Origin of the sequence: Paraburkholderia aromaticivorans (assembly GCF_012689525.1) — a bacterium.
GTDB classification, from domain to species: Bacteria; Pseudomonadota; Gammaproteobacteria; order Burkholderiales; family Burkholderiaceae; genus Paraburkholderia; species Paraburkholderia aromaticivorans_A.
Genome location: NZ_CP051516.1, coordinates 1,890,595 through 1,915,814, shown reverse-complemented (window position 1 = coordinate 1,915,814; position 25,220 = coordinate 1,890,595). Strand labels below are relative to the sequence as shown.

At 59.6% G+C, this 25,220-nt stretch carries 35 protein-coding genes and 1 pseudogene; 6 read left to right on the top strand and 30 right to left on the bottom strand.

Annotated features, from left to right (window positions below; translation table 11 throughout):
* The first annotated feature begins 204 nt into the window (after positions 1–204).
* Positions 205–1,458: an NlpC/P60 family protein gene (locus HF916_RS36735; RefSeq protein ID WP_168793677.1), complete on the top strand. Its 1,254-nt coding sequence runs from the start codon at positions 205–207 to the stop codon at positions 1,456–1,458.
* Between the two features lie 229 nt (positions 1,459–1,687).
* Positions 1,688–2,494 carry an SDR family oxidoreductase gene (locus tag HF916_RS36730; protein WP_168795767.1) on the top strand — a complete coding sequence of 269 codons (807 nt, stop codon included), beginning with the start codon at positions 1,688–1,690 and terminating at the stop codon, positions 2,492–2,494.
* A gap of 58 nt (positions 2,495–2,552) precedes the next feature.
* Here HF916_RS36730 and HF916_RS36725 read toward each other — a convergent pair whose 3' ends face one another.
* Both HF916_RS36725 and HF916_RS36720 read right to left on the bottom strand, forming a co-directional pair.
* Positions 2,553–3,563 (bottom strand): inorganic phosphate transporter, encoded by a 1,011-nt coding sequence (locus HF916_RS36725; RefSeq protein WP_168793676.1) that lies wholly within the window; start codon positions 3,561–3,563, stop codon positions 2,553–2,555.
* Positions 3,563–4,189 (bottom strand): DUF47 domain-containing protein, encoded by a 627-nt coding sequence (locus tag HF916_RS36720; protein WP_012432805.1) that lies wholly within the window; start codon positions 4,187–4,189, stop codon positions 3,563–3,565. The genes HF916_RS36725 and HF916_RS36720 overlap by 1 nt, the downstream gene beginning before the upstream one ends.
* Positions 4,190–4,646: 457 nt before the next feature.
* On the opposite strand from HF916_RS36720, the gene HF916_RS36715 reads away from it, so the two are divergent.
* Both HF916_RS36715 and HF916_RS36710 read left to right on the top strand, forming a co-directional pair.
* A complete protein-coding gene (locus tag HF916_RS36715) occupies positions 4,647–4,973 on the top strand; it encodes a hypothetical protein (RefSeq protein WP_168793675.1) in 327 nt (108 codons plus the stop codon).
* Complete coding sequence (locus HF916_RS36710; RefSeq protein WP_168793674.1) at positions 4,973–5,461, top strand: hypothetical protein; 489 nt, start codon at positions 4,973–4,975, stop codon at positions 5,459–5,461. Before HF916_RS36715 ends, HF916_RS36710 begins: the two co-directional genes overlap by 1 nt.
* A gap of 60 nt (positions 5,462–5,521) precedes the next feature.
* Here HF916_RS36710 and HF916_RS36705 read toward each other — a convergent pair whose 3' ends face one another.
* Positions 5,522–6,058 (bottom strand): hypothetical protein, encoded by a 537-nt coding sequence (locus tag HF916_RS36705; RefSeq protein ID WP_168793673.1) that lies wholly within the window; start codon positions 6,056–6,058, stop codon positions 5,522–5,524.
* A gap of 92 nt (positions 6,059–6,150) precedes the next feature.
* Here HF916_RS36705 and HF916_RS36700 point away from each other — a divergent pair, with 92 nt between their 5' ends.
* Positions 6,151–6,738 carry a hypothetical protein gene (locus HF916_RS36700; protein ID WP_168793672.1) on the top strand — a complete coding sequence of 196 codons (588 nt, stop codon included), beginning with the start codon at positions 6,151–6,153 and terminating at the stop codon, positions 6,736–6,738.
* 104 nt (positions 6,739–6,842) lie between these two features.
* Here the strand turns inward: HF916_RS36700 and HF916_RS36695 are convergent, their stop codons facing one another.
* The 4 genes from HF916_RS36695 to HF916_RS36680 form a co-directional block, all read right to left on the bottom strand.
* Positions 6,843–6,980: a hypothetical protein gene (locus HF916_RS36695; protein WP_168793671.1), complete on the bottom strand. Its 138-nt coding sequence runs from the start codon at positions 6,978–6,980 to the stop codon at positions 6,843–6,845.
* A gap of 65 nt (positions 6,981–7,045) precedes the next feature.
* On the bottom strand, positions 7,046–7,273 hold the full coding sequence (locus HF916_RS36690) for a hypothetical protein (protein ID WP_168793670.1): 228 nt from the start codon (positions 7,271–7,273) through the stop codon (positions 7,046–7,048).
* Between the two features lie 112 nt (positions 7,274–7,385).
* Positions 7,386–7,565: a hypothetical protein gene (locus tag HF916_RS36685; protein ID WP_168793669.1), complete on the bottom strand. Its 180-nt coding sequence runs from the start codon at positions 7,563–7,565 to the stop codon at positions 7,386–7,388.
* A gap of 265 nt (positions 7,566–7,830) precedes the next feature.
* Positions 7,831–8,154 carry a hypothetical protein gene (locus HF916_RS36680; protein WP_168793668.1) on the bottom strand — a complete coding sequence of 108 codons (324 nt, stop codon included), beginning with the start codon at positions 8,152–8,154 and terminating at the stop codon, positions 7,831–7,833.
* An 11-nt stretch (positions 8,155–8,165) separates the two neighbouring features.
* Here HF916_RS36680 and HF916_RS36675 point away from each other — a divergent pair, with 11 nt between their 5' ends.
* A complete protein-coding gene (locus tag HF916_RS36675; protein WP_168793667.1) occupies positions 8,166–8,594 on the top strand; it encodes a hypothetical protein in 429 nt (142 codons plus the stop codon).
* A 308-nt stretch (positions 8,595–8,902) separates the two neighbouring features.
* Here the strand turns inward: HF916_RS36675 and HF916_RS36670 are convergent, their stop codons facing one another.
* The 23 genes and pseudogenes from HF916_RS36670 to HF916_RS36565 all read right to left on the bottom strand — a co-directional run bounded on the left by HF916_RS36670 (position 8,903) and on the right by HF916_RS36565 (position 25,099).
* Positions 8,903–9,250: a hypothetical protein gene (locus HF916_RS36670; RefSeq protein WP_168793666.1), complete on the bottom strand. Its 348-nt coding sequence runs from the start codon at positions 9,248–9,250 to the stop codon at positions 8,903–8,905.
* Positions 9,251–9,328: 78 nt separating this feature from the next.
* Complete coding sequence (locus HF916_RS36665) at positions 9,329–9,817, bottom strand: hypothetical protein (protein WP_168793665.1); 489 nt, start codon at positions 9,815–9,817, stop codon at positions 9,329–9,331.
* A gap of 144 nt (positions 9,818–9,961) precedes the next feature.
* Positions 9,962–10,147 (bottom strand): hypothetical protein, encoded by a 186-nt coding sequence (locus HF916_RS36660; RefSeq protein WP_168793664.1) that lies wholly within the window; start codon positions 10,145–10,147, stop codon positions 9,962–9,964.
* Between the two features lies 1 nt (position 10,148).
* Positions 10,149–11,876, bottom strand: coding sequence for a hypothetical protein (locus HF916_RS51170; RefSeq protein ID WP_240975824.1), 1,728 nt, complete (start codon positions 11,874–11,876; stop codon positions 10,149–10,151).
* Positions 11,877–11,975: 99 nt separating this feature from the next.
* Positions 11,976–12,167: a hypothetical protein gene (locus HF916_RS36650; RefSeq protein ID WP_168793663.1), complete on the bottom strand. Its 192-nt coding sequence runs from the start codon at positions 12,165–12,167 to the stop codon at positions 11,976–11,978.
* Positions 12,164–12,484: a helix-turn-helix transcriptional regulator gene (locus HF916_RS36645; protein ID WP_168793662.1), complete on the bottom strand. Its 321-nt coding sequence runs from the start codon at positions 12,482–12,484 to the stop codon at positions 12,164–12,166. The genes HF916_RS36650 and HF916_RS36645 overlap by 4 nt, the downstream gene beginning before the upstream one ends.
* Positions 12,485–13,248: 764 nt before the next feature.
* Positions 13,249–13,674 carry a hypothetical protein gene (locus HF916_RS36640; protein ID WP_168793661.1) on the bottom strand — a complete coding sequence of 142 codons (426 nt, stop codon included), beginning with the start codon at positions 13,672–13,674 and terminating at the stop codon, positions 13,249–13,251.
* Positions 13,675–13,743: 69 nt separating this feature from the next.
* A pseudogene (locus HF916_RS52160) lies at positions 13,744–13,875 on the bottom strand (hypothetical protein); the annotation flags it as partial.
* A 132-nt stretch (positions 13,876–14,007) separates the two neighbouring features.
* Positions 14,008–14,229, bottom strand: coding sequence for a hypothetical protein (locus HF916_RS36635; RefSeq protein WP_168793660.1), 222 nt, complete (start codon positions 14,227–14,229; stop codon positions 14,008–14,010).
* Position 14,230: 1 nt separating this feature from the next.
* Positions 14,231–14,911: a hypothetical protein gene (locus HF916_RS36630; protein WP_168793659.1), complete on the bottom strand. Its 681-nt coding sequence runs from the start codon at positions 14,909–14,911 to the stop codon at positions 14,231–14,233.
* Between the two features lie 232 nt (positions 14,912–15,143).
* Complete coding sequence (locus HF916_RS36625; protein WP_168793658.1) at positions 15,144–15,545, bottom strand: hypothetical protein; 402 nt, start codon at positions 15,543–15,545, stop codon at positions 15,144–15,146.
* Positions 15,542–15,739 carry a hypothetical protein gene (locus HF916_RS36620; RefSeq protein ID WP_168793657.1) on the bottom strand — a complete coding sequence of 66 codons (198 nt, stop codon included), beginning with the start codon at positions 15,737–15,739 and terminating at the stop codon, positions 15,542–15,544. The genes HF916_RS36625 and HF916_RS36620 overlap by 4 nt, the downstream gene beginning before the upstream one ends.
* A 251-nt stretch (positions 15,740–15,990) precedes the next feature.
* Positions 15,991–16,725, bottom strand: coding sequence for a hypothetical protein (locus HF916_RS36615; protein ID WP_168793656.1), 735 nt, complete (start codon positions 16,723–16,725; stop codon positions 15,991–15,993).
* 214 nt (positions 16,726–16,939) lie between these two features.
* Positions 16,940–17,131: a helix-turn-helix transcriptional regulator gene (locus HF916_RS36610; RefSeq protein ID WP_168793655.1), complete on the bottom strand. Its 192-nt coding sequence runs from the start codon at positions 17,129–17,131 to the stop codon at positions 16,940–16,942.
* A gap of 497 nt (positions 17,132–17,628) precedes the next feature.
* Positions 17,629–18,759: a tyrosine-type recombinase/integrase gene (locus HF916_RS36605; RefSeq protein ID WP_168793654.1), complete on the bottom strand. Its 1,131-nt coding sequence runs from the start codon at positions 18,757–18,759 to the stop codon at positions 17,629–17,631.
* Positions 18,760–19,090: 331 nt separating this feature from the next.
* Complete coding sequence (locus HF916_RS36600; protein WP_168793653.1) at positions 19,091–20,479, bottom strand: replicative DNA helicase; 1,389 nt, start codon at positions 20,477–20,479, stop codon at positions 19,091–19,093.
* Positions 20,480–20,613: 134 nt separating this feature from the next.
* The gene (gene rplI, locus HF916_RS36595; protein ID WP_168793652.1) at positions 20,614–21,066 is read right to left on the bottom strand and encodes a 50S ribosomal protein L9; all 453 of its coding nucleotides are present in this window, start codon (positions 21,064–21,066) and stop codon (positions 20,614–20,616) included.
* Between the two features lie 27 nt (positions 21,067–21,093).
* Positions 21,094–21,369: a 30S ribosomal protein S18 gene (rpsR, locus tag HF916_RS36590; protein ID WP_012432802.1), complete on the bottom strand. Its 276-nt coding sequence runs from the start codon at positions 21,367–21,369 to the stop codon at positions 21,094–21,096.
* A gap of 2 nt (positions 21,370–21,371) precedes the next feature.
* Positions 21,372–21,671: a primosomal replication protein N gene (priB, locus tag HF916_RS36585; RefSeq protein WP_007182110.1), complete on the bottom strand. Its 300-nt coding sequence runs from the start codon at positions 21,669–21,671 to the stop codon at positions 21,372–21,374.
* Positions 21,672–21,721: 50 nt separating this feature from the next.
* Positions 21,722–22,096 carry a 30S ribosomal protein S6 gene (rpsF, locus tag HF916_RS36580; protein WP_168793651.1) on the bottom strand — a complete coding sequence of 125 codons (375 nt, stop codon included), beginning with the start codon at positions 22,094–22,096 and terminating at the stop codon, positions 21,722–21,724.
* Positions 22,097–22,384: 288 nt separating this feature from the next.
* Complete coding sequence (locus HF916_RS36575) at positions 22,385–23,320, bottom strand: anti-sigma factor family protein (RefSeq protein WP_168793650.1); 936 nt, start codon at positions 23,318–23,320, stop codon at positions 22,385–22,387.
* Complete coding sequence (locus tag HF916_RS36570; RefSeq protein ID WP_168793649.1) at positions 23,310–24,044, bottom strand: RNA polymerase sigma factor; 735 nt, start codon at positions 24,042–24,044, stop codon at positions 23,310–23,312. Before HF916_RS36570 ends, HF916_RS36575 begins: the two co-directional genes overlap by 11 nt.
* Before the next feature lie 140 nt (positions 24,045–24,184).
* Positions 24,185–25,099: a LysR family transcriptional regulator gene (locus tag HF916_RS36565; RefSeq protein ID WP_168793648.1), complete on the bottom strand. Its 915-nt coding sequence runs from the start codon at positions 25,097–25,099 to the stop codon at positions 24,185–24,187.
* Positions 25,100–25,220 lie beyond the last annotated feature (121 nt).

Here is a 25,220-nt window from a genome sequence, read left to right as displayed (position 1 = left end):
TTTCAGTTAGCTAGCTTTAAGCAAAAGCCGCGTCCGGAGTAGTCCGGACGCGGCTTTTTTCTTGGCCGCGCGTTCCCGCCGGGCAACACTTAGCGCACGAACTTCAAGTAATTTGTCAAGAATTCTTGCCGGAGGAAGGGCCCAAGGGCTACCATCCCGACATCGTTCGCCGTTAAATGGGCTTTTACCGCTCTCCTCGTCTTCATGCGCCGACTCGCCTTTTCGCTGCTGACCGTTCTGCTGCTCGCCGCCTGTGCCGGCACACCGCAGAAGACGTCGTCGCGCTCGGGCAGTTCGGTCGTGGTGGCGAACGGCGCTTATCATGCTCCGCCGCCCGGCTTCCCGAATTTCGTCGATCACAGCATCGGCCGCGAAGAAATCTCGATTCAGGCGATGAGTCTCGTCGGCATTCCATATCGTTGGGGCGGGAATACGCCGGATAGTGGCTTCGATTGCAGCGGACTGGTTCGCTATGTGGTTTCGCGTGCGGCGTCCGTGAATCTGCCGCGCACGACGGCGGACATGAGCGGGCGCGGCGAATCGATCGAACCGGAAGAGATCGCGCCGGGCGACCTGATTTTCTTTAATACGACGGGGCGCGCGCATTCGCACGTCGGCATTTATGTGGGCAAGCTGCGCTTCGTCAACGCGCCGTCGACCGGCGGCACGGTGCGGCTCGACTATCTGACCAATCCGTATTGGGCCAAGCGTTTCGACGGGATCCGCCGCGTGGCCGGGCCGGCCGCGACACCGGCGCCGTTCGATACGCCGAGCTATCAGGCGGCGACGCCGCAGCCTGAACGCGTCGCGCCGGTGGCGCAGACGGCGGCGCCAACGTATGCGGGGGTGGCGGGTGCCGCGGGGACGGCAGGTGCGCCGGCGTATGCAGGTAAGGCGGCGACCGTGGCGCCGACGTCGGCGAAGACAGCTACACAGCCGCCGGTTTATGCCGCAGGCGCGCTGCAACCCCAATCGCAATCGCAACAGACAGCCCGCGTCGTGGCGACACCACGCTCGCCGTTGACCACTGAGGCGCAACCGACAACGACCGCGGCGACGCCGCAAACCGATCCGTTCGAACCACCACCGCCGGGCCTGAGCGCGGCGCAGATGCAGGCGCGTGCGGCAGGCGCGGTGTCGCCGACGCCGGTTCCGGCCGCTCAAGCCAGCGCCTATGACGCCAACGCCGGCGCACCCGCTCAACAACAGTCGGCCGCTTCACGCACGGCTCCGCCGATGGCGACCTCCCGCGCGCCCGATCCAATCGACGCCGCCGCCGAGGCGTTCGAGCCACCGCCGCCCGCGTCCGTTGCCGCGCGTCAAGCTCGGCAGGCGCAGCAAGCCGATGAGAATGGCAGCGTGCAGATCATGCGGGCTTCGACAGGCTCGCGCGGCATGCCGGCCCCCACGCAAACCAACGACGACCCGATCGCCCGCTTCGCCAACGGCAATTTCTGACGCCGCGACGCCGGCCTGACCGTCGACGCGTCCCGGATCAGCACGCCAACAGCCTCGGAGCACCCTGGCTCGGCGTCATGCTTCGCGGCCCAGGCCGGCCATAACCGCACGCGCCGGACACCAACACCCAGCCGCTCGCTATCCTGCGCCTGACCACTAACCCACACACCACAGCGACGCCGCCGATCTGCTATCGTCATCGATATTCTTCCGACAGCGGGTGATGACGATGGATCTCGGGCTTAAAGACAAGGTGGTGTTGATCACGGGCGGCAGCAAGGGAATCGGGTTCGCGTGCGCCCGGGCGTTTGCGCTCGAGGGCGCGAAAGTCGCGATCGTGTCGCGCGATCCCGCCAACCTCGCGCGTGCTTACGAGCAGTTGAAGCAGGAAGGCCTGCATGTACACCGGACCCGAGCCGATCTGCATGAACCGCACAGCGCCGCCGACATCGTCGAAGAAGTCAGCACCGCGGTCGGCCCGATCGACATACTGATCAACAGCGCCGGCGCCGCGCGCCGCTACGACCCGGAAACGCTCGACGCCGACGCGTTCCGCGCCACCATGGAAGCGAAATACTTCCCCTACATCTATCCCCAACAGGAAGTGCTGCGCCGTATGGCCGAGCGCGCCAAGGCCAGCAGCGGCGGCGAGCCCGGCACGATCGTCAACATCATCGGCATGGGTGGCAAGATAGCGAGCGATATCCATATTGCTGGCGGCGCCGCGAACGCCGCGCTGATGCTCGCCACCGTCGGCCTCGCCCACTATTACGCGCGCTATGGCATCCGCATCAACGCGATCAACCCTGGCTCGACGCTGACCGAGCGTGTCGAGGAAGCGGTCAAGCTCGAAGCGACGCAGCAAGGCATCGAGAGCGCGGAAGCGCTCGCGCGCGGGCAGGCCAAAGTGCCGCTCGGACGCTATGCCAAACCGGAGGAAATCGCCGACGTCGCGCTGTTCCTGGCGAGCCGCCGCGCGAGCTATGTGACGGGCGCAATCGTCCCGATGGATGGAGGCAGCGCGCCGCTGATCTAGACGGCGCGCTTCGAACCCAGACAGTTTGATAGCGCGGCAGGCAGCGCCGCCGCGCGCTTTACAGGAAACGGTGGCCGAGCCACCAGGCAGCGCCGGAGAGCGCGGCGGAAGCCGGGATCGTCAGAATCCAGGCCCACACAATGTTACCGGCCACGCCCCAACGCACCGCACTCAGCTTCTGCGTCGCGCCGACACCGACGATCGCGCCGGTAATCGTGTGCGTGGTGGACACCGGAATGCCGAGCCACGAGGCGGTAAACAGCGTGATCGCGCCACCCGACTCCGCGCAAAAACCACCGACCGGCTTGAGCTTGGTGATCTTCTGGCCCATCGTGCGGACAATGCGCCAGCCGCCGAACAGCGTGCCGACACCCATGGAGAGATAGCAGCCGCCGATCACCCACAGCGGCGGCGCATCCGCGAAAGACGACGCATAGCCGGTCGCAATCAGCAGCATCCAGATAATGCCGATGGTCTTCTGCGCGTCGTTGCCGCCGTGGCCGAGGCTATACAAGCCCGCCGACACCAGTTGCAGGCGCCGGAAACGCCGGTCGACCTTGCTCGGCGGCGTGCGGAAGTAGATCCACGACACCGCCAGCATGAAGAACGAGCCGAGCACGAAGCCAAGCAGCGGCGAAATGAAGATGAAGGCCACCGTCTTCATCAGGCCGTCGAAATTGAGCGAGCCCCAGCCCGACTTGGCGAGCGCCGCGCCCACCAGGCCGCCGATCAGCGCATGCGAGGAGCTCGACGGAATGCCGTAATGCCAAGTGATGATATTCCAGCCGATTGCGCCGACCAGCGCGCCAAAAATCACGTAATGGTCGACGATGTTCGGGTCGATTGTGCCCTTGCCGACGGTTGAGGCCACTTTCAGGTGGAACACAAAATACGCGATGACGTTGAAGGCCGCCGCGAAAGCCACCGCCTGCTGCGGCTTCAGCACGCCGGTCGAGACGACCGTGGCGATCGAATTCGCCGCGTCGTGGAAGCCGTTCATGAAGTCGAAAATCAGCGCGACGGCGACCAGGCCGGCGACGACCCAGATTGAGAGTTGTATCGATTGCATTATGCGTTTTCCAGCACGATGCCTTCGATGATGTTCGCTACATCTTCACACTTGTCCGTGATCGTTTCGAGCAATTCGTAGATCGCTTTGAGCTTGATCAGGGTCTTGACGTTGTCTTCTTCGCGGAACAGTTTCGACATGGCCGAGCGCAGCACACGGTCGGCTTCCGATTCCAGACGGTCGATGTCCTCGCAGGCCTTCAGGATCTGGCTCGCCTGCTTCATGTCGGACAGCAGGCTCACGGCGAACTGCACACGCTCGGAGGTTGCCGTGCAGATGTGCGCCAATTGGCTCGCCTCGGAGGTCACGGCCTGCACGTCGTACAGCGAAATGGCGGTGGCGACGTCTTCCATCAGGTCGAGGATGTCGTCCATCGTGGTGATCAGCTTGTGGATCTCGTCACGGTCGAGCGGCGTGATGAACGTCTTGTGCAGCAGGTCGATGGTTTCGTGCGTGAGCTTGTCAGCGGCCTTCTCGGCTTTCTGCACGTTTTGCTTGTGGGTCTCGGCGTCCTGCAGGTTGTCGATCAGCAGCTCGAGTTCGCGGCTTGCCGAGACGATGCACGTTGCGTGTGCATTGAAAATTTCAAAGAACTTGCCCTCGGTGGGCATGAATCGACCGAACATAAATGCCTTTTTTCTCATTAGAATCAAGCACTTAGTTATTGCCTAGAATGCTTGTACTAAATCGGGACGAAAAATAATTTGCCCGGTGTTGCGCGGTCGCGACAATGTGACCGGACGATGACAGTCGCGATTCTATCGGAAATGGTCCCGCTCGACGTCCCTCCCTGCCTGTCAGCTGAATCCCTAGGGTCATTGAAACTCCGTACGCGCCGACTCCGTTCGGACATTTCGGTGCGCACTACGGTTCTTCGACGCCAAAGTCATTGGCTGGCATGCCTCTACATCATTCCGCCGCCCCCCCGCTATAGGGCGCTGAACCGCTACGTGGGTCGGTCGAATGGTCTATGTTTCGGCGGTCCGGAGCTTTTCGAATTCGCACTGTCAATCAGACTTGACCTATTCTGAATTGAGATGCTCTAGAGGTCACACGTTACGTAAGTTGCGCGGGGAGAGGACGATGGCCGAAGACACAGGAACGCCCGCCCGGGGCAACTCATCAAACAATGCAAGCGACCACTGGATTGTTGCCCTTGTAAAGCTGCTGCTCGGCAGTCTGTTTGGTCGGCTGCTAATAGTCGTGATTGTCGTTTATTACATTTTCGCTACGTTGGGACAGGCGTTCTTGCCATTTAAGGTTTCTTGGTATGGCGGGTGGTTCCCCGTAATGACCTACTCAGCCGACAGCAGCGCGCCGATCTCTCATCAAACTGTCGCGCCCGCTGAGGCCGCTCCGCCTAATCCATGCTCTGGCCCAAAAGAAGATCAACCAATCGTTTGCCGATAATGAAAAAATTGCAACGGAATATCTACGTTCTCGTTTTGGCGACTGTCACATCAATCCCTGCGCTTGCAGACTGCCGATCAGTGCTCTTGGACAATGATAAAGCGGCCGACGTACGACAAAACTTACAATGCCTTGCTAACCAAGTTTCTGACCTGAGGAATCAACTGACCACTGCGCAGGCTGCGTTGCAGGCCTTGCAGACAGAGATGAGCGAGGGTCCTCACGTCATTTTTGGTATGCATCCACAACGCTTCCCCAATCCGGGGGTCTGCCAAACTTGGGCAGTAGGCTACTTAAACAACAATGGGTTCGCTGATGTAACTCCATTTGGTCAAGCCGGGGCAGTCGGGAAAAAACCTCCTACCAAGGCGGTTTTACTGTGCACTCCGACAGGCGAGTTAGCACTTTATCTAACAGGGCCGGATAATGCAGTTCTCTTGAACCTGCAAGGTGTTTTTGATGCTGCATTTGCACAGAGCTTTCATTAGCCTGATTCAAACGCGGCCCACCTACGACATTGCGCCGTCAGGAGCAAGACAGTGGCACAACTATCGTTTTGACATCTTCACACGCAAATTGGATTTGTCTAGTTCTACAATTGCTGCCTCTGCCCTAATACGCCAATCCTCATAACCACTTCCCTGCCGCCCGCCATCACTGAGACGGCGGTCCAGTTCGGCGAGATAGCCTCGCATCAGTTCGGCGCGGTGCCAATCGTCAACTTCCTGATTTAACTGCTCAAGCTCAAGATACTCATCAAGGATTCGCCTCCGCTCATCTGCACGCCGCTTCTCCAATTCGGGGTTCTTTCGTCGCTTGGGACGCTCCTGCTTCAACAAATCCGCCCGAGTGATTGAGCTACGCTGCCCTCTTGCAAGCGGCAGTAGCGACGGGCGCGGGTCGCGCGGATGCCCCTTCCAAAGATGAACCCAGTAGGCCTGCGGTGGACGTGGTATGCCCAGCTTGATACACGCCCACCTCACTGTTTCGCGTGAAATGCCTAGATTCTCGCCAACTTCTGCCATCGGAACGCGCCACACTTCGTCGTACAGCCATTGCCGCTTTACGTCATTGGCTTTAGTCATCGCACCTTCCTAGATTGATGCTTGTATACCGCGCCCAATCCGGATATTGTGTCGCGGCAACGCTACCAACTACAACGCATTCGGGGGATCACATGAACACGGAGCAGACGCAAGCCGAGATTTACGCAGCGCGCATGAACAAGCAGCACGAACAGAAGCTCAAGGCAAAAAAAACAGCAACGGTAATCGTGCTCATTGGCTTCCTGTTCGTTGGCGGATGCATTGCAGTCATCTCAAACCAGCCTGATACGCCAACTGCATCGCCCCAAAGTGTCGCCACGGCCCCGCCTGATGCTACGCCCGCGCCAGTATCTTCTCCCGTCATTGAAGCGCCTGCAAAGCCGCTCACGCGCAACCAGCAAGATGACGAAGCGGTGCAAGGGTTGGTCGGAGACATGAATCCAAACGATGCGCACGATCGAACGGCATGCTCGCTTCTGGCTGTTGGCTCCGTCGCAATGAAAGAATCGCTATCGTCAAACACGGATGAAGATGATTTCGTCGCAATGGCAGTCACTGCAAACTCAGGCGCATCGCCTGATGTCATGCGCAGCGTTGGCGCAGCGGCGCGTGACATATTCGAGAATGACGACATTCGTCACATGTCGTCAAAACGCATGAAGGCAGCGGTTCTGCGCGTGTGCATGGGTAGAGATTTGGCGCACGGCGTGGCAGGCTAAACCGCGTTTGCTTCGCGTTCATAAGGCCGCTGCTGATTGTAGAGACTGTAGAGACGCAAAAAAGCCCGCTCGATGGCGGGCCTTGTCACGCGTGCTGCGGTACTTCAGGCGGTAGCGGCATCCTTAACCGCTGCGCGCATCGCCTCCATCAATGCGGCGCGTTCTTCCGGCTTGAACATCGTCAGCGTTACTGCGAAGTCTTGTTCTGTCATGGCGGCGATGTTTGCTTGTTGTTCGTTCATTTTTCTACGGTCCAGTCATTGATGTGATGCCGGGAACCCCGTTCCGGCGCGGTCCTGCAAATTCGTTACTGCACGACGACAACGGGGCGCGGGGCCATCATCGGGGACAAGCCAGCGGCTTCGCGGTCGGCGCTGTACGCTTCCCGCTCCGCGTCGCACGGTCCCGCCTTCGCCATCAAGCACGCTTTGTAGGCGTCGCGGGATTTCGCCATAGTCAGGCGCGTTTCGAGGGGCGAGCCGGCGCAACCGGCAAGCGTGGCAACAGTCAGCAGAAGTGCGATAGTGGTTTTCATGTATTCAGTGCAGTTAGGTAAATTGGCGGCTGGTGCGTCGCCCGCACTGCGCGCCCTGATTATCAATCGGTCGCGCGGCACTCTAAGCCGCGAAAACCGGGTGAAAAACGGCCTATTTGGCCGGATGCGAACGTGATACACCCTCCGGTAGGCCAGCAATCGCCGCCCAAGCATTTGCCCACTTAGCGGCGCGCATCTTGTCTGCCGCCGAAGTCGCCAGAATCAAGCGATCAACAGCGGCGCTAATACGACGCAGCGCGTACGGCTTGCGCCGGTTGGCGTCTTTTTGCATGGTCATTCCCTCATGTGCGCGTATCCGGTTCGTTGAGGCTCGCCGTGAGCCAGTGACCGAACTATGAACTATTTTACTCATTTGATCAATACATCATTTACTCATTTCTTCAAACACGGATGTTTTTCCGTACAGCGTTCCGTATGCGACGCTCGAAGCCCTGCCCCGCTTGGTCGTTCGTCGCCCTAAGTAGGCAAATCCGCGTACAGCCGTAAAAAAGCCCCGTCAGTGCGCGGCTAGTGCGGTGCAGTTCCGGCGCTGTTCGTCAGTCGCGCAACGTGGCGATGTACTCGCGCAAAATGTCCGATATGGTGCGGCCTTGGGTAACGGCGTGAATCTTTAACCGCCGGTGTTCTTCTGGCGTCACTTCGAAATTGACTCGCACCATCTTTGCGGGTTCGACTGCCGCACTTGACGGCTTTGCACTGGGTTTCTTCGTGGTCATGGCATGCCCTGCTTCGTTGGTTCTGCGCATCATCGCATCATTTGAGTGTTTGAGCAAAGCAGCGGCGTAGAGCGGCAATTCGCGGGCAACTTTGCGCCCTGCTATGCTGGTTTGGCGCGCAACTTCACGCAGCGCGTCAAACAATGAGGGGCAGCATGCGATACACCAAACAGGAAGCCGCAGAGCGTCAGCTAAACACGTCGATCCGGCTGTTTTTCGAAGGTGATTACCTGTCGTCGCTTACGCTTGCAGGCGCTGCGGAAGAAATTTTCGGGAAGCTGTCATTGCGTGCGGGCTTGCCGGTCGCACTTGATGAAGTTGCAGAATTTCACAGGGGCGATACAGACCCGGCGCTTACAGACAAGCAACATCGAACGTTAATCGCCGACATACTGAACAAGGCGCGCAACCAAGCGAAGCACGCAAACGACCCGCTAGAAACAGAACTTGATGTTAGCGAGTGGGAGCCCGCGTATCTACTCATGCGAGCCGTACCGATGGCTCAAAAGCTAGGCGTAACGGATACGGACGAAATGAAGGCGTTCGCGGTTTGGGTTCAGCAGCATCAAGACGGGCCGCCATAGACCGCGCCTTCGTGGCAGCAATCAGACGAGCCAGAAACGACAAAAGGCGGCGCAACACCCGGTTAAGAGTGCCGCGCCGCCGTTGCTCAATGCCCTCTTTCCCGCCAGGTGATTACGCGGGCAACTGCGCAAAGCGGTGCGGTTGTGTGGACTTGCCCCTGATGGGCGTGTGATCGTTGGTGGACAGAAGGAAAATAGCTTTACGAATCAGGCGCATCGAAGGCGGCAATCATGCCAAACGTCGCCCATCCGTAAAACGGTACTAAAAACCGCGTGCTGGCGCGCAATGTCCTGTGTTCAGCCAGGTATCATTCCGATGCGTGGACGCCTGCCAGCTTCGTATCACGCGCCGGACGATAAGGCTTGCGCAACAGGTCGCGCTTTGCCGCCTCGTAATCGCCCGCGCTCAAGTTCTTAGCGAGGACTTCCAGCCGATTATCCTGACCCGCTACGCTGTCGGTTTCCGGTTGGTCGGCGCGGGCTTCATAGCGGCGTGCTTGCGCCTTGCGGATAGCTTCGCGTTTCAGCGACTCATATTCGATTGCGCTTGCTGCCTTGGTGCGCGCCCGCGCTGCGGCGTTGGCTTCGGCGTTACCGTTCTCAGCGTAGGCGGCTTTAAGACGGGCTTCGAGTGCTGCCTTGTCGGCTTGGCTCATGGTCGGCATAGTGTGTTACTCCAAAGTGTTTTGCGCCCCGTCAGCGGGATTGCTGACAGGTACGCGGGGTATTACTCTTTAGGCGGCGCTCACTGCGGAAACCGGCGTATGGTCAAGGCGAAGGCCGGACGTTTTGCCAATCGCCTTGTACGCGTCTTGAAGTCGTTTTGCTGCCGCGCCAACTTCGCCGCCAATCACGTCGAGCCAAGCCAGCGTTGCGGCCTCAAATTCAACTTCTGCGCTGCGGTTCGATGCGCTCACAGCCGCAACCTGCATGGCGAACGATTGTGTATTCAGGCGCGGGATTTCCACGCGATTCAGGTTTTCGATTTCCGCCTTGTTGGCGTTGATCGCAACCACTTCGGCGCGCAAGCCCGCTTCGAGCGCGTCAAGGTCAGCTTGCGCAGCGCCCCAAGCGCGTTTTTGTGCGTGCTCGTTGCAAATCAGCGTGCAGGTATTGCCCCGCTTCGTGTTGTCGGCTTCGAGTGCCGCAAGGCGTGCATGCGCTTGGGAAACGTCAAAAGCGGCTTGCGATGCGCGTTCGATGGCGTGTTGGGTCGTGGTCATGCTGCTGTGTTCCTGTGTCATGTTGGTTGTGTGCGCCCGCATCGTTTGCAGGGCGCGTGCAGGGTTTGCTTAGGTGAATCAGTGCGTAGGTAGCGGGTCAGTGTGTCAGCGGCTTGGGCGGCGAGTTGTTCAATGACGCCGTTGTCATTCCGGCGTTGGCATGCCGCCCTTCGCCCAATCCGGAGCGGCAGCATAGAAAGCCGCATAACGAGAATCTGAGGTCGTCATCTCTTCTTGCGTCGGCCACGTTTCGCGGGCTTGCTCCCAATTCGACCAGCCGACCACAGTCGCCTCGATCGCATCTGAGTACATTAGCCAAATCGTTTGCATATCAGAACTCGTATTGGTTGACGGTTGCGCCCAGGGTCACAGTGCCCGATCCGCTGCCGGTGTAGTACGCACGTTGCGCGGTGACGATTCGGAGCCGTTCGAATGGCACTGCAATCGATCCAGAACCCGAGATGGTTTGAGCCAAGATTTTCGCGCCCCCGCCCGCAGATGTGGCGTAAAGACTGAGCGCGATGTTGCCAGCCGCGCTAGCGCCCGGCTGCATGAAGCCAGAGCAGAAGCGCGCGTTCAGCGGGACAGCCAAATTGTTGACTATCGTCGGCGTGCCCGCCGTGGTCGATGTGCTAAACATCGCTACGCCCAGCATGGACACCGTGCGGTCCTGCTGATTCAGAATGACGAACTGACCGCTCGCATTCGTCGGCACGACCGACACCAGCGCCGACGCGGCGTAGCCAGCAGGCATGTTTGCGCCGCCATACACTTCCGGCTGAACTGCGCTTGTCGCGTTGGTAGCCAGAAGCGCGCTTGCGCCAGTCGCGGGGCTGTAGATCGCGTACAGAGCGACGAAGCCAGATGCGGGCGGCGTGCCCGTATCCATGCCGCCTGCGCCAGTCGTGGCGAGGTTGATCGTCTTGTTGAAGTTCGGAATGCAGTAGCGCAATCCGCCCAACGCGCTTTCGACAATGATTTCATCAGCGGTCGCGGTGGCCGAAGCACTCGCAGCCGAGACGTTCATTGCGAGGTTGCGCACTTGGCCCACAACACCCGAAACCTGCCCGAACTGAACCGCTTGCCCGCTAGAAACGGCAGCGCCGACCTGCACCGATGCGCCGGTACACTCCAACACAACATAGCTGTTCAGCGTCGCATTCCAGTCGATCAGTGCCCAGCCGTTTGCGACAAGTTCGTTACCTTGCAGCGGCGAATGAGCGCCACCAACCAGCGGGTAAGCGGTGCCCGTCGCATTGAGCGTTGATGCGCCCGTATTGGTCGTCTTTACCTTCATCCAGAACGGCGCACCAGCTACAGGAGCGCCGAGCGGGGGCGAGAACGTCAGGGCGTACGCGTTGGCGGTCCCGGTATCGCTCGCAGTCGAGGTAGTCGCGGTTTGGATCGCGGCCAGAAGGCTAGACGGCAACGTTGGGGCGCTCGATACCTTCGTGATGTTCCCGGCTGTTACGGTCGTTTGCCCATAGGCAACCGTGACCACATAAAGCGCCGTTTGACCCGCTGGCGTTGCTGGGGTTGTCTGCGTTCCGGTCGTCGCAGCAATGCCCGCCGTAAGCGTCAGCGAAACCGTGTTTTGGCGGGTCGTCGTGTTAGGCGCACCCAAGCCACCCGGACCACTCCACGCCTGTTGCGGGTTGCTCGCGTTGTAATACGGCAGCACGACCGCGTTAATGTCGGCTTCGAGGAACGCCGCCGAAATTAGGTAGTTGACAGAAAATCCATTGGTCGCGGGGGCGGGCGTTGCGAGGTTGACGGCAGTCGCTAGAATGCCTTGCTTCATCGTCTGCTGTGCCGTGTTCAACGGCAGCGAGCTATACGCGGTGTTGTCGATATTCTGTTGCGAATAGACGCCACCCGGATTCACGGTAACGTTGAGCGTTGCCGGGATTGTCGGGACGCAACTCAATCCGCTGTAAGTGTTGCCAGTGCCGAAAATGTCGCCAATCAGACCGCCGAGCGCCAACATGATATTGCGGTTTGTGTTCAGCAAGTCCGTTTCAAGCGGGACTTGACCGGGATACACTAGTTGTCGATCCAAAAAAATTCTCCATATTGACCCAGCCTAAGCGCTGCTTTGGCCGGGTTGCAATCACTGTTGTGGGGGATGCGGCTCTTATGAACCGCGTCATTAAAAAAATCAGGCTGCGCCCTCGGCAGGCCCCATTTGCGGGTTGTCGGACGGCAAAGCCTGTTCGCCGGCGAGGTCGGACGAACGCGCGTAGCCGATACCGCCTCCATAAGCGCAGATGCGCAGCAAGTCTATTGAGCGCTCGACGCCATCAAGCTCGGTGGCACTACCGTCGATAGCGCGTTTAATCGGTTCAGTCATTTGGTGTTCCCGTATAAATCGCCCGCATCGTTTGCAGGCGCATGCCTGAGTTGGTTTAAGTGAATCGGTGCGTAGGTAGGCTTGGAAGGCGTCTTGCGGCTTGCTTCGAGCGTCGCGAGCAACGCGGCGCTGCCTTCACGTCTTGAGTGCAACCATGCGGCTAGATCGGATTCAAGGAAGGCGATCCGGGAAGGGCTTAATCGAACTACGGGCGCAAACTCGCCGCGTGCGATTAGCCTGTAAATATTTGTGCGGCAAATACCTGTGCGCTTGACGACTTCGGCCATCGTCAGCAGCCTTGCGGGTTGATCGGTCATGGTTGGCTCAATAAAAAAAGCCCGCCATGTAGCGAGCTTGTGAAGGTGGATGGCGGCACGTGTTTATTCGTGTTCGTTCGTGTCCGCAGCGGGCGAAAAAAAAGGCGCAACACCTATGAAGGTGTGCGCCTAACCCAATGCTACTCAGAATGACAACACTAAAATGCTTTCCGCCCTGCAGCAAATCCGCCGTAAGGTTGAAACGATTTTTGACGGATTTCCACCACTAGCCGAATAGTACTCCTATCTATTCATCCAGTCAAGCGCTCCGACGAACAAAAACTCACGAAAAGCCTATCAAACAAGGCGTTTTATAGCTAAGTCGTTGATTGAGCAACTAAAAATAATTCGCAGGAATTGCACGCATTGTGTCGCCAGCCATCCAGACGCCACCACACGATGCAAGCGCACAGTAAAGATGCGTGAAAGGTCGGAACGATTCGCCGACACGCCGGGAAGGGGCAGTTTTCCGTATAGTTTTTAGTATCTGCCCGCAAAGGCCCGCCCCGCTTGAGTACGGCTTGCGCTGCAAAGGCAAGTATCAAATGTCCGCTACCTACCCAGGTGCTTCCATGTCCTGCCGGTGACTGCGCACCACACGGCGTTATGAGAAACGCCGTATAGCGTTGCCAGCGCCTTCGCGCCGTACCGGCGACTATGCGGTATGTACGCGGCACGGCAAGCCCGCACGATGCGCGCCGTTAGCCGTGCGCGTATGCAACCGGTCCCGGCTTCATTCGTTGATTTCGCCATCGTGCGCCCCGTCACAGAATTGGGTTTTCAGGTCCCGGCTCATCGGGCGAAATGAATGTGTCTGTGCGAGTTATCCCGCCGTCGTCATCGCCGCCAATCTCGCCGCGCTCGATCGCCGCCAGCAACAGCGTTGCACGATCCTTTTCGAGTTGCGCGACGTGCCGCAAAGCCGCGATGATCTTTGTCGAGTAGTCCACGCGCTCATAAACCACTTCGTCACCCGGCCCGTATTCACTAGATTCCCGGTCGTGCCGCTTTTGCAGTTCAAGCCCGCCATGGGCGTTCGATGCTGCGTCGTCGCGTGCGGCCTGCAAGCGGATCAACTCGAAGCGCGCTTGCTCCAATTCCTGATCGATGCCACCAGTCGCCGCACGTACAGCAGGAAGCATGGCGGCTTCGTCGGGCGTGCGGTATTTCGAGTAAATGCCGTGCTTCATGGCATTGCAGTTGCCCAATGGTGCGCCGCCTGCCCCGCCATGTCTGCGGCATCGGTTGCTGTTCGGCACTACTGGCGCGTTGCAGGGATTGCCTGCCCGCGTGTGCGCGCCGCAGCGCTGTTTTTGTCGCGCCCGCGTGCGCCCGTCTTGCGGTCGTTCTACAGGTGGTACACATTTTTCTTTTTCTTCACGTCGATTCATGTCACTCCATCCACACTCGTTCTGCCTCGCGCGCGTCACCTGCGCGTCAGGCGGTCCGTTTTGCAAACAAGCCGCAGAAAAATATTTCCACGGCTCGCATAGTTGTTTTGCTTTGGCTCATGCGAGCAAGCTTTACGCGCTACCGCGCAGCGCGTCGGATTGTTCCGATTTCAGCGCTTTCCGTTGCGCTTTCAGTTCCTCAATCCGCGCGTACAACGCGCTGTGATAAGCATCCGTCAACGCCAACATACGCGGCGTGAAGTGCGCTTCGATGGGTTGCCCCTTGAGTCGTCCGCGCGCCGATTGCAAGTTGTTCAGCGCCTTTTCCAATACCTGTTTCGTGTTCGTCGTCATTTCAATTCCCGTATCCGTATTGAGCCGTTGCGTCGAGAACAAAGCGCCCTAGCGCATTCGACCGTTCGGCGCTTACCTTCATTTCCACTTCCAGTGCTGCGCCGTTCTCCGCTGTTCGCGGCTCGCCCAACAGCGCCTTCAATCGTTTTGTACTGTTCCGCATGGCAAGGCGAAGGCTTCGGTATGCGTGGCCTTCCCACCAATGCGGGGACGGCTCGCAAGGCCGATGAAATTCGCCATGACCTTCCTGTGACGCAGCAACGTACGCAGCATGCGCAGCTTCCGCCGTCGCAAAATATCCAAGGTGGCGACGCTTGCCATCAACACGTATCGATGCCTGAAACTTACCGACGCGCTTGTGATACGTCGCGCCCTTCAATCCGGTAGTGCTGTTCGCCTTGACGGCTTGGTTGGCCCCGTTCTGCACGCTGGTTGCGATCCGCAGATTGGAGCGCCGATTGTCGTAACGCTTGCCGTTTTCGTGGTCCACGCGGCGCGGGTCGTGTTTCGTGAGTCCAAGCACTTCCCGATGCATGCGAACCAGCTTCCGGCCTTCCCATCGGCAAATGTAGCCCTCCCGGTCGTGCCAAGTGTGCGCACTCAGCGATTCAAAGTCTTGCGCGTCAACCAGCGCCAAGCCACCATTCGTTAGATAAATCACTTTCGTTTTCGCGTCGTTCATTTTCGTGCTATTGTTTATCTTGGGTTAATTTGTCTACAGGCCGTACAGCCGCCTTCTGCACTTCGGCCTACACCTGCCTAGCCAGCCGCCCCTACAAAGGCCGCCCAGGTGCCTTCCGTATGCCTAGAAATCGATTCCCACACATCCTTAGGCATACCCGCGCTGTTCGAACACTGGTTTCAGCGACGAATGCACCCGTTCGCCTAACTCCCGCATCGCCAGTCGGACCCGCTCAGCAAGCCGCCACGCCGATGACTGCGAAACGCCATGTTGCTTCGCGATACGGGCCGTCGATTTGCAGTAGGCTTCCCCCGATGACTAGCTCGCGCTCGATCACTGCCCGCAACAGATCCGGGTTCGCCTTCGCCGTCATCAGGTGCGCCGTCAGAATGTCGATTGCCGCCTGACGCGCCTCGCCGTGCCCGTCATACGTTGCGATAACGAACGCGTTACCGATGGCGTCTAGTGCGACTTGGGTCGCCTGAATCACCCACAAAGCCTGTAAAAACCGCTCGCCGGTCGAAAGCTGCTGCGCCGTCGATGCCGTGCTTACTGCGGAGTAGCCAGCGATCCGCACAGCGCCGCGTGTCGCCAGTGCGTGATAGGCATGCTCCAAGGTACGCTGAACGCTCATGCTGCCAACCCCCGCAGCGCTGCACGCGATTTGATTGGCTTGCCCGCATTCTTGCGCGGTTCCTCGCTGAAACTGAACGGCAGCGCGTGGACGTGCGCCTTATCCTTCGGCCAATCGGTCGGCGCTTTTACGCCCGGTTCGCCTGCCGGGTAGGCTGCCAGCGCCGCCAGAAGCCTTTCGTATGGGGCAGTCATTTATGTTTTCCTGTTGATTTTTCGCTACTATCTAGGTAGCATGTGGATATTCGGCACGAGCTATTAATTCAACATCTATATTTTACCGGCGCTTGTTCGCGCTGTCTTAACGCAACACGCAGCAAATCGGCACCGCGTTCGTATTCACTTCGTACACAGGGCGCAAAGCCCCATCCCGCTTAATTGTTCGCTGCCCCCTTACGGCAAATGCCCCTACTTCGCTAGGTGTTCCCCGCACTTCCCTCGCGGGTTCAGTGCGCCAAGCCGTGTTTCATCAACCGCGAGCGCTCAGTGTTTAGATGCTTCACGAACGCCTTTTCCGGGTCGGGGTAAAGGTGCGTGCGTTCTGCGTACCAAACGTTGAAGCGCGTCAGCGAGTCGGCGGGCAGGCCGCTATGCGAATGACGCGACCGCATGTCGTCAGTGAGGAAGCAAACCGCATCAGGCAGAATGACAGGTTCAGCAGCGGCAACCGGTTCGGCAGCAACAGCAGCAACTTCCAGTTCAGCAGAAGCAACGACTTCGGCAGCGTGTTCGGGTTGCTCGATTTCCCGCTTTTCTGCGCTCGCGAAAATAATATTGGTCACTTCAAGGTTGGTGGTCACTTCCTTGGTTACTTCAAAGTTCAGATTCCGAACCATTGGAAGTTCAGATTCCGAACTATCAGCCGTTTGATGGTTCAGATTCCGAACCATCGGCGTTTCCGCATCCGCTAACCGTTTGGGCATTGCCGGGATGCACAAGTCAAAAACATTTGAGCGATTGAAACGGCGCTCGCGGGTAAGCCAACCCAAATCTTCGGCCACCCTCAAGTAACCCATGAAGGCGGTTTTCTTACTGGACGACAAGTGACACAGGCGCTCAATGCCAGGCCATACCTCTTCACCTTCTTTGTTGCGATGGCGGTCTATGGTTATCAGCGCCATCTTTACGCCCATCGGCAAGTCTGAGTCTAGGACCGCGTTGTGAAATGCAAGCACTGTCATGCCTGATGCCCCTCGGGGATTGTCGGGATGAACCCGTAACAGTCGCCATGAAATCGGACGACCTTAAGCCAGCCGCCCCGCTCCGCTGTAGCGATATGCCTGCGAAGCGTCTTTACTGACATACTCGACTCGCGCGCCAAGGTTTCGAGCCTGGCGACTACCAAGCCGTCAACCGCGCCCGCCTCTGGCCCTGCCATCACCATTAGGTGGCCGCTCATGCCGCGCCCCGCGTCTCGATCCACGTCTGTACAGCGGGCACGCTGAACGCGACACGGCGAGCGGACAAGCTGACCTTGGGCACGAACTGCCCGCCCTCGATCAAGCGATGCAGGGTTGTTCTGCCGATACCAAGGACTTGGCAGACTTCACGGACGGAATAAAAAGCTGGCTGGGGTTGGTTCTTCATGGCGTTCCTGTCGGGTAAACGGAAAAACCCGCAGGCCGGTTGCGCGGCTGTGCGGGTCAGGTGTGGTACTGCGCATCGTAAACGACAAAGCCGCCCACTGTTTCCAGTAAGGCGGCTTGCGGCGTGATTCGGACTACTTTTGTCTAGGCGTCAAAAACCACGGTAGCTGAATGATAGTGGAATCGGTCGGGGCCGTCAACAACCTTTTGCGTTCCTTTTTGTTCCCAGCCGTCCAAAGTTGTGTGCATATTCAGATAACGCATTGATTTTGCTACAAAAATCATTTTTTAGAGTATTTCTATAGTTCAAGTGTTTCCGTATCCACGTTCGTATGTCGCCCGTAAACCAGCACTGACGGGCTCTGATCCTGCCCACTGATGGCAAGTAAGGGACATTGTGACCTTAGGGTCAAACCGCGTGGCATGGTGATACTCGGTTTGCTGCACGCACAAAAAAGCCCGCACGCAGCGGGCTTAGTCTTTTGTGGCGAGCGGGGGTTACATGACGGCAACGCGGTCGAGCCGTTCAACGATGTTATCTGTCAACGCCCCGTAATTGCTCTGAATGATGGCAACGCTTGTACCGGTCAGCTTAGCGACCGTGAAAACGTCGATGCCTTGGGCGATGGCTTCGCTAATGTACGTGTGACGCATGCAGTACAAAACCGCGTCAGGCAGACTTGCCGCATCGCGCGCTTCCCGGAATGCCTTGCCCCATTGCGCCGCCGTCCAGCGGCTTGCAAACGCGTTCGTCAGCAACGGCGCATTGCCGATCTTGTCTTTCGATTGTTCGTCAAAGAATCCGCGCGCCGCCGTAGACAACGGCACTTCCCGGCGTCCTGTCTTGCCGTCGAGCCAAAGCCGTCCGGTGTTGCGGTCGTAGTCCGACGCGTTCGCGTTGGCTACTTCGCCCGGTCGCGCGCCGGTCATCAGAAGCGCGGTTGACAGTGCGCGCATTTCAATCGGCATGGCTTCCAGTAGTGCGCGGCGCTGCGTGACCGTCAACAACCCTTCCCGGCGTGCGCCTACCTTCGGAAACTTGTTGACGCCCTTCCATCCCGTATCGGTTGCCGTAAGCTGGCACTTCAACGCGTAGTTGAGCGCGGCCTTCAACGATGCCAAGTTGCGGTTGGCTGAATCCTTCGCCCGGTTGTAGCTTTCTTCGTCGTCGGGGTCGTCAGCGTCAAGCTGACCATTGCGCCAGCCTTCGACTTCAAACGCGCGCAACTTCGACAGGTCGAGCGTTCCGAAGCGATGACCGTACACCAACCGCTTAAAGCGATAGTCAGCATCTTTGGAACTGGCGGGGGAATTATCGACTAGCAGTTTCTTAACGTAGGCTTCGCACGCATCGCTTACGGTGGTGCTTTTATTCTGTACGCCGCCGTCGAGCGCTTCCGCCCACTTTTCGACCGCTTTGCGCGCATCGTCAAATTCGGCTAAGTCATCACCAAAGGATTTAAAGGTTTGCTTACCATCGGCCAACCGATAGCGACCGATCCACGTCCCGGCCCCTGATTCGAGTTTGCGGAACCCAACGAACACGCCCTTGCGGATCGCTTCGAAATACGGTTCGCGGCGTGCGGTCAGTTTGGCGCGTGAGGTCTTGGTTTTGATGCTGTCGGCCATGTCGGCTCCCGGTTGGTGTGACCGGAATATACGCCCGATTTTTCGTTTCGTACGAACGCTGTACGAAAAAGCATCGTGGAATCACACGAAACAACATGAACCAAAAACACTGTGTTTTCAACGACTTAAATCATGTCTGTGGAACGTGGTGAAACTATATGACACCAGCAATTTTTCCCTCGGTGGGCATGAATCGACCGAACATTGGGATCCCGAAAATTGGTCACATATGGCTGACATAAAACCGCCACATTGTACCGTTGCGAGACCCAAGCCGCACTTTGGAAAGCGCCGTTACAACGGCGCTCCAGTTATCGCTTCACTTCTTCGCTTAGTCGCTGTAGAAATTCTGCGCGCCGGCAAAGTTGTCGAACTTCGTGAATTGACCATGGAACGTGAGCCGAACAGGGCCGATCGGACCATTCCGCTGCTTACCGATGATGATCTCGGCCGTGCCTTTGTCCGGGCTGTCCGGGTTGTACACTTCGTCGCGGTAAATGAACAGGATCACGTCGGCATCCTGTTCGATAGCGCCGGATTCGCGCAAGTCGGACATGATCGGCCGCTTGTTCGGGCGCTGTTCAAGACCCCGGTTGAGCTGCGACAAGGCGATCACCGGTACGTCGAGTTCCTTGGCGAGACTCTTCAGCGAACGCGAGATTTCCGAGATTTCGGTCGCGCGGTTTTCACCTGCCGACGACGACCCGCTCATGAGCTGCAAATAGTCGATGATAATCAGCCCCAGTTTGCCGCACTGGCGCGACAACCGGCGCGCACGCGAGCGCAATTCCATCGGGTTCAGACCGCCGGTTTCGTCGATGAAAATTTGCGCCTCGCTCATTTTCTGCACGGCATGCGTGAGCTTCGGCCAATCCTCGTCGGTCAGACGCCCGGTTCGCATACGGTGCTGATCCAGCCGCCCGACCGAGCCGAGCATACGCATGGTGAGCTGCGACCCCGGCATTTCCATCGAGAACACCGCGACCGGCAAGCCGTACTCGACCGCCACGTATTCGCCGACGTTCATCGAAAACGCCGTTTTACCCATCGACGGACGACCGGCGACGATGATCAACTCGCCGCCATGCATGCCCGACGTCATGCGGTCCAGATCGACGAAGCCGGTCGGCGTGCCAGTCACGTCGCTCGGATTGGCGGTGTGATAGAGCGTGTCGATCCGCTCGACGACTTGCGTGAGCAGCGGCCCGATTTCGAGGAAGCCTTGCGTGCCGCGCGCGCCGTCTTCTGCGATCGAAAACACCTTCGACTCGGCCTCGTCCAGCAACTGACGGACTTCCTTGCCCTGAGGATTGAAGGCGTCGGCGGAGATTTCGTCGGCGACCGATACCAGCCGGCGTAGCACCGCCCGATCGCGCACGATTTCCGCATAGCGACGAATATTGGCCGCGCTAGGCGTGTTCTGCGCCAGCGCATTCAGATACGCGAGGCCGCCGACCTCTTCCGCTTTGCCGGCGGTGCCGAGCGCCTCGTACACCGTAATCACGTCGGCCGGACGCGTGGCCGCGATCAGCTTGCCGATGTGCTCGAAGATGATGCGGTGGTCGTAGCGGTAAAAATCGCTCTGCGACAGGAAATCGGCGATGCGGTCCCACGCGGCATTGTCGAGCAGCAGGCCGCCCAGCACCGATTGCTCGGCCTCGATCGAATGCGGCGGGACTTTCAGCGACTCGAGTTGGGGATCTTTGGACGGTGCGTTCATGGAGAGGAATTATCGGGTAATCAGGCGGCCGCGGCGAGCGGGAAAAACAAAAAAAACGGGCACAAAAAAAGCAGGGGCCGGTTACCCGGCCCCTGCCTTTCGCCAGCAACGTCCTGGCAAATACTACCTGATGCTTAGACGTGTTCGCCGATCACAGCCACCGTCACATCGACCAGAACGTCGGTGTGCAGCGAGATTTGAACTGCGTGCTCGCCAACCAGCTTCAGCGGGCCTTCCGGCAGACGCACTTGCGCCTTTTCCACTGCGAAGCCTTGCTTGACCAGGGCGTCAGCGATGTCCGCGTTCGTCACCGAACCGAACAGACGGCCGTCGACGCCAGCCTTCTGATTGATCTGAACCGTCGAGCCACCCAGCTTTTCACCTTGAGCTTGAGCTGCAGCCAGCTTTTCAGCGGCGACTTTTTCGAGTTCTGCGCGACGCACTTCGAATTCAGCCAGGGCTTCCTTCGTTGCACGGCGAGCTTGCTTGTTCGGGATCAGGAAGTTACGTGCGTAACCGTCCTTGACCTTCACGATATCGCCCAGGTTGCCCAGATTGACGACTTTTTCCAGAAGAATAATTTGCATTCGGAGACTCCTTATCGCGTCGTCGGGTTAGGCCTTGTGCTGGTCGGTGTACGGCACCAGCGCGAGGAAGCGTGCGCGCTTGATTGCCGTGTCCAGCTGGCGTTGATAGTGCGACTTCGTACCCGTGAGACGCGCCGGCGTGATCTTGCCGTTTTCGCCGATGAAGTCCTTCAGCGTTTCGAGGTCCTTGTAGTCGATATGATCGACGTTAGCGGCCGTGAAACGGCAGAACTTCTTGCGCTTGAAGAGCGGATTTTGTTGCTGACGACGCTTGTCGAATTTCTTACCAGTCGGGCGGGGCATGTTCAGTCCTTTCCAATGTCCTGCAATGCTGTGATGTGAAATACCAGAGTTCGTGCGTTGCGGTGCTTTTTTGCCAGAAAGCCTGTGAAGAGCGTTTCCACGCCCATCTGACAGCTTTCCAGCTTACCGCTCGCCTCGCCTGCGGCTACCGCCTGCATGGTCAGTTCGACTTGCCGGGCAATGCCCGCTTCGACGACTTCCGTGCGGTGGTGCAACGTGCAGCCTGCAATCGGAACGCCGGCGGGGGTATACCGCACCGGTTCGCGTTCGACGACGCTGGCCGTAAGTTGCAGCCGATTCATGTAGCCTTCGACGAGAACGACGCTTTGATCTGGTAGCTTAATAGTGTGTCTTAAGCCTGCGCTTCGGACGGTTGCGTAGCAGCCGACTTCTTGGCTTCTTCGCGCTGCACTTCCTTCATCATCGGCGACGGGCCGGTTTCGGCCTTCTTCAGCTTGACGATCAGGTGACGCAGAACAGCGTCGTTGAACTTGAATGCGTGTTCCAGCTCGTCGAGCGTGGTTTGGTCACATTCGATGTTCATGCAGACGTAGTGAGCCTTCGCGAGTTTCTCGATCATGTAGGCCAGTTGGCGACGGCCCCAGTCTTCGATGCGGTGGATCTGGCCACCGTGCGAGGTGATCGTGCCCTTGTAACGCTCGATCATGGCGGGCACTTGCTCGCTTTGATCCGGGTGCACGATAAATACGATTTCGTAATGACGCATATTCACTCCTTGTGCTGACTTATGGATTAAAGCCACCCGGGCGTCGAACCGGTGTGGCAAGTGAGAAGCCAAAGAGTGTAACCCGATTAGGGCCGGGTTGCAAGATATCCCGTTATTGCGGCGCGCGAATCGGGTGTGTTTTCAAGGGTTTAGGCGGTGGCGCCGCGAAGTGAATGGACACAGCTTCTCGCGCCGGGCAGCCTGAAACGGTCAGTGAAGCCGGAGCAGCCAACCCGCACGGCCCCGCGGCCTGCGGGCCGCCAGGGCCGCGCCGCGGCCGTTTGCAGTCTATGAGCCGGTTTCCGTGCGCTCACTGCCGCTTTGCAGACGCGCCTTCAGCGCTACCTCCAGCCCCTTCAGCGCATCCGGCGCGGCGTCCGAAATCGCCCACCAAGTCATGCCTTCCGCGTTCCAGTGCGCAATCGAGTAGCCTTCGCGGCCGAGCGTCGCCGGCACCGTGCCGCCGGAGCCGGTCTGCGGAAAGACGTAGACGTCGATCACGTGCTTTTGGTAGCGGTACACCAGCACGGCCACCCGCTGATGCGCGAGGTAATCGAGACGCCCGCCCTCCAGCGCGAAGCCGTTCGCCGCGAGATCCTCGACCGGCGGCGAATAGTCGAGCCGGCCGTTGAACCACGGCTTGACCGTATGCCGATCCGTCGAAATCACGTCGATGTCGCGTCCCGAGACCTGCGCGCGCACGTGACTTTCTATCAGCTCGTCGGTGAATGGCCCGAAGTCCGCCGGCCGGCGCAGGTTCAGCGCCACACCCGCCGCCGCCGCGCACAGCGCGACCACCAGCACCGTCAGCCAGCCGCGCCCGAACACGCCGCCTGAGCCCACCGCGCCGCCGCCCGAGCCGCCCGCGCCCGTCGGCCAGCCGAAGCCGCCTTGCGGGGCGCGCCAGCCGTCCAGCAAACGATCGAGCCAGCCGCGCCGCGCACGCTCGCGCGGTGCCGCCTTGACGTTGGTAACCGGCGCCTCGGCCGCCGCAACCGGCTCGTCGACGGACGGCAATCCGGCGATGATCCGCTCGCGCAGCGACTGCGGCGCACGATGGTAAGGCGCCGCGCGCACCGCGCCGCTCAAGGCCCGCAGGTTCTCGCTTTCGCTCCGGCAGGCGTCGCAGCTCTCGATATGCTGCTGGACGCGCCGGGCATCCGGCGCGGGCAATTCGTGATCGGCGTTCGCGTCGAGGAGCGGCCGCGCTTCGTTACAGTCCATCTGGCGTCTCCTGAGCGCTGCCGGCGGCCGTGCCGCCTGGCGTGTTGAGTGGCCGGCCGTTGGCGGACGCCCGCAATGGGGTCACGCTCGCCGTGGCCGATCTGCCGGGGCCGGGCGCCGCGCACGCTGACGACCTGTGCGATGCAGTTCCGCCCCCCTGATTCTCCATGAGCAGCGCGGCAAGCTTGCGACGCCCCCGAGCGAGCCGGGACATCACCGTGCCGATCGGCACGTCGGCCACCGCCGCGATCTCCTTGTAGCCCATTTCCTCCAGTTCCCGCAGCATCAGCACTTCCCGATATTCGACCGGCAACTGCGCGAGCGCCTCGTGCACGAGCTTCGTGTCCTCGTCGCGGATCAGCAGCGCCTGCGGGTCGGCGCCGCCGACGCTCCAGCCTTCGAACGAGGCGTCGTCCATGGTGTCGTCGAACTCCACCGTCTCGTGCGACGACGCTCGTCGTCGCCATTCCGTGTACCAGGTGCGTCGGACGATCGCCAGCAGCCACGGCCGCGCCGAGTCGCCGCGAAACGTGTCGAAGAAGCGGAATGCGCGCATGAACGCTTCCTGCACGACATCGTCGGCATCGCTGGCGTTACCGCACAACCAGCGCGCAAGGTTGTACGCGGCATCAAGGTGCGGCAGCGCCATCTGCTGAAAGCGCCGGCTCCTCGCTGCTTCGGACTCGCCGTGCGCGCGGACAGGTTCTGAATCGGTCTGGACCACCTCGGCCCTCCAGGGCATTGCGGGCTATGCGATGTAGCTCGTCGGGACACTCTCTACAGCGGATAACCGGCGATTTGCCGAGTTTATTCCCGACGCCGCGCGGAATCTGCAAAAAAATCCCATCGGGCCTCCGCCGGCCGTCAGTAAGCCGGGCGGTTCCAGTAGTCCTCGCTGGCGTACACGTCTTTCAGATAGTCGATGAAGTACCGCACCTTGGCCGGCACATACCGCTGCTGCGGGTAGACGGCGAGAATGTCGTAGTCGGGCAGCGCGAACTCGTCGAGCACGGTTTCCAGCTCGCCGCGCGCGAGTTGCTGCTGGATTTCCCACGTGGAGCGCCAGCCGAGCCCAAGCCCTTCCGACACCCAGCGGTGCAGCAATTCACCGTCATTGCAGTCGAGCGTGCCACCCACCCGCACCGTCGCCAGCTTGCCGTTGCGGCGGAAATACCAGCCGCGGTTCTGGCCCCCTTGCAGATTGAACGCGAGACAGTTGTGCTGCGGCAGGTCTTCGAGCGTTTTCGGCCTGCCGTGCTGGTGGAAATACTCCGGCGTGCCGCACACCACGCGCCGGTTCGACGCCAGCTTGACCGCCACGAAGTTCGGATCGACCGCGCCGCCGATGCGGATCGACAGGTCGTAACCCTCGCGCACCAGATCCACCACCCGGTCGGTCAGATTGAACGACACCTGCAGTTCCGGCTTGTCGGCGAGAAACACCGGCGCAAGCGGCGCGACGTGCTTGCGCCCGAACGCGGCCGGCGCCGACACGATCAGATGGCCGTTGACCGCGCGCCGCCCGGCGCTCAGTTCGTTTTCCGCCTGATCCCATTCGGTGAGCAGGCCCCGGCAGCGCTCCAGAAACGCGGCGCCGTCCTCGCTGACCACCAGCCGCCGCGTCGAGCGATACATGAGTTTCACGCCGAGGCGCTTTTCCAGCGCGTCGATGCGGCGGCCGAGAATCACCGGCGACACGCCCTCCTCCAGCGCGGCCGCCGCGAGGCTGCCCGCGTCCGCGACGCGCACGAAAGTTTCGATCTGTTTGAAGCGATCCATTGGTGTCTCCTATGTCGATCGGAGTTGGCGCTTCAGCGCTTACTCCGATCCCACGCAGCGCGCTCCGATGTCAGGCTGCGGGCCACTCGATACTTTTTGTTTCGAAATAAGCGACCCGAAC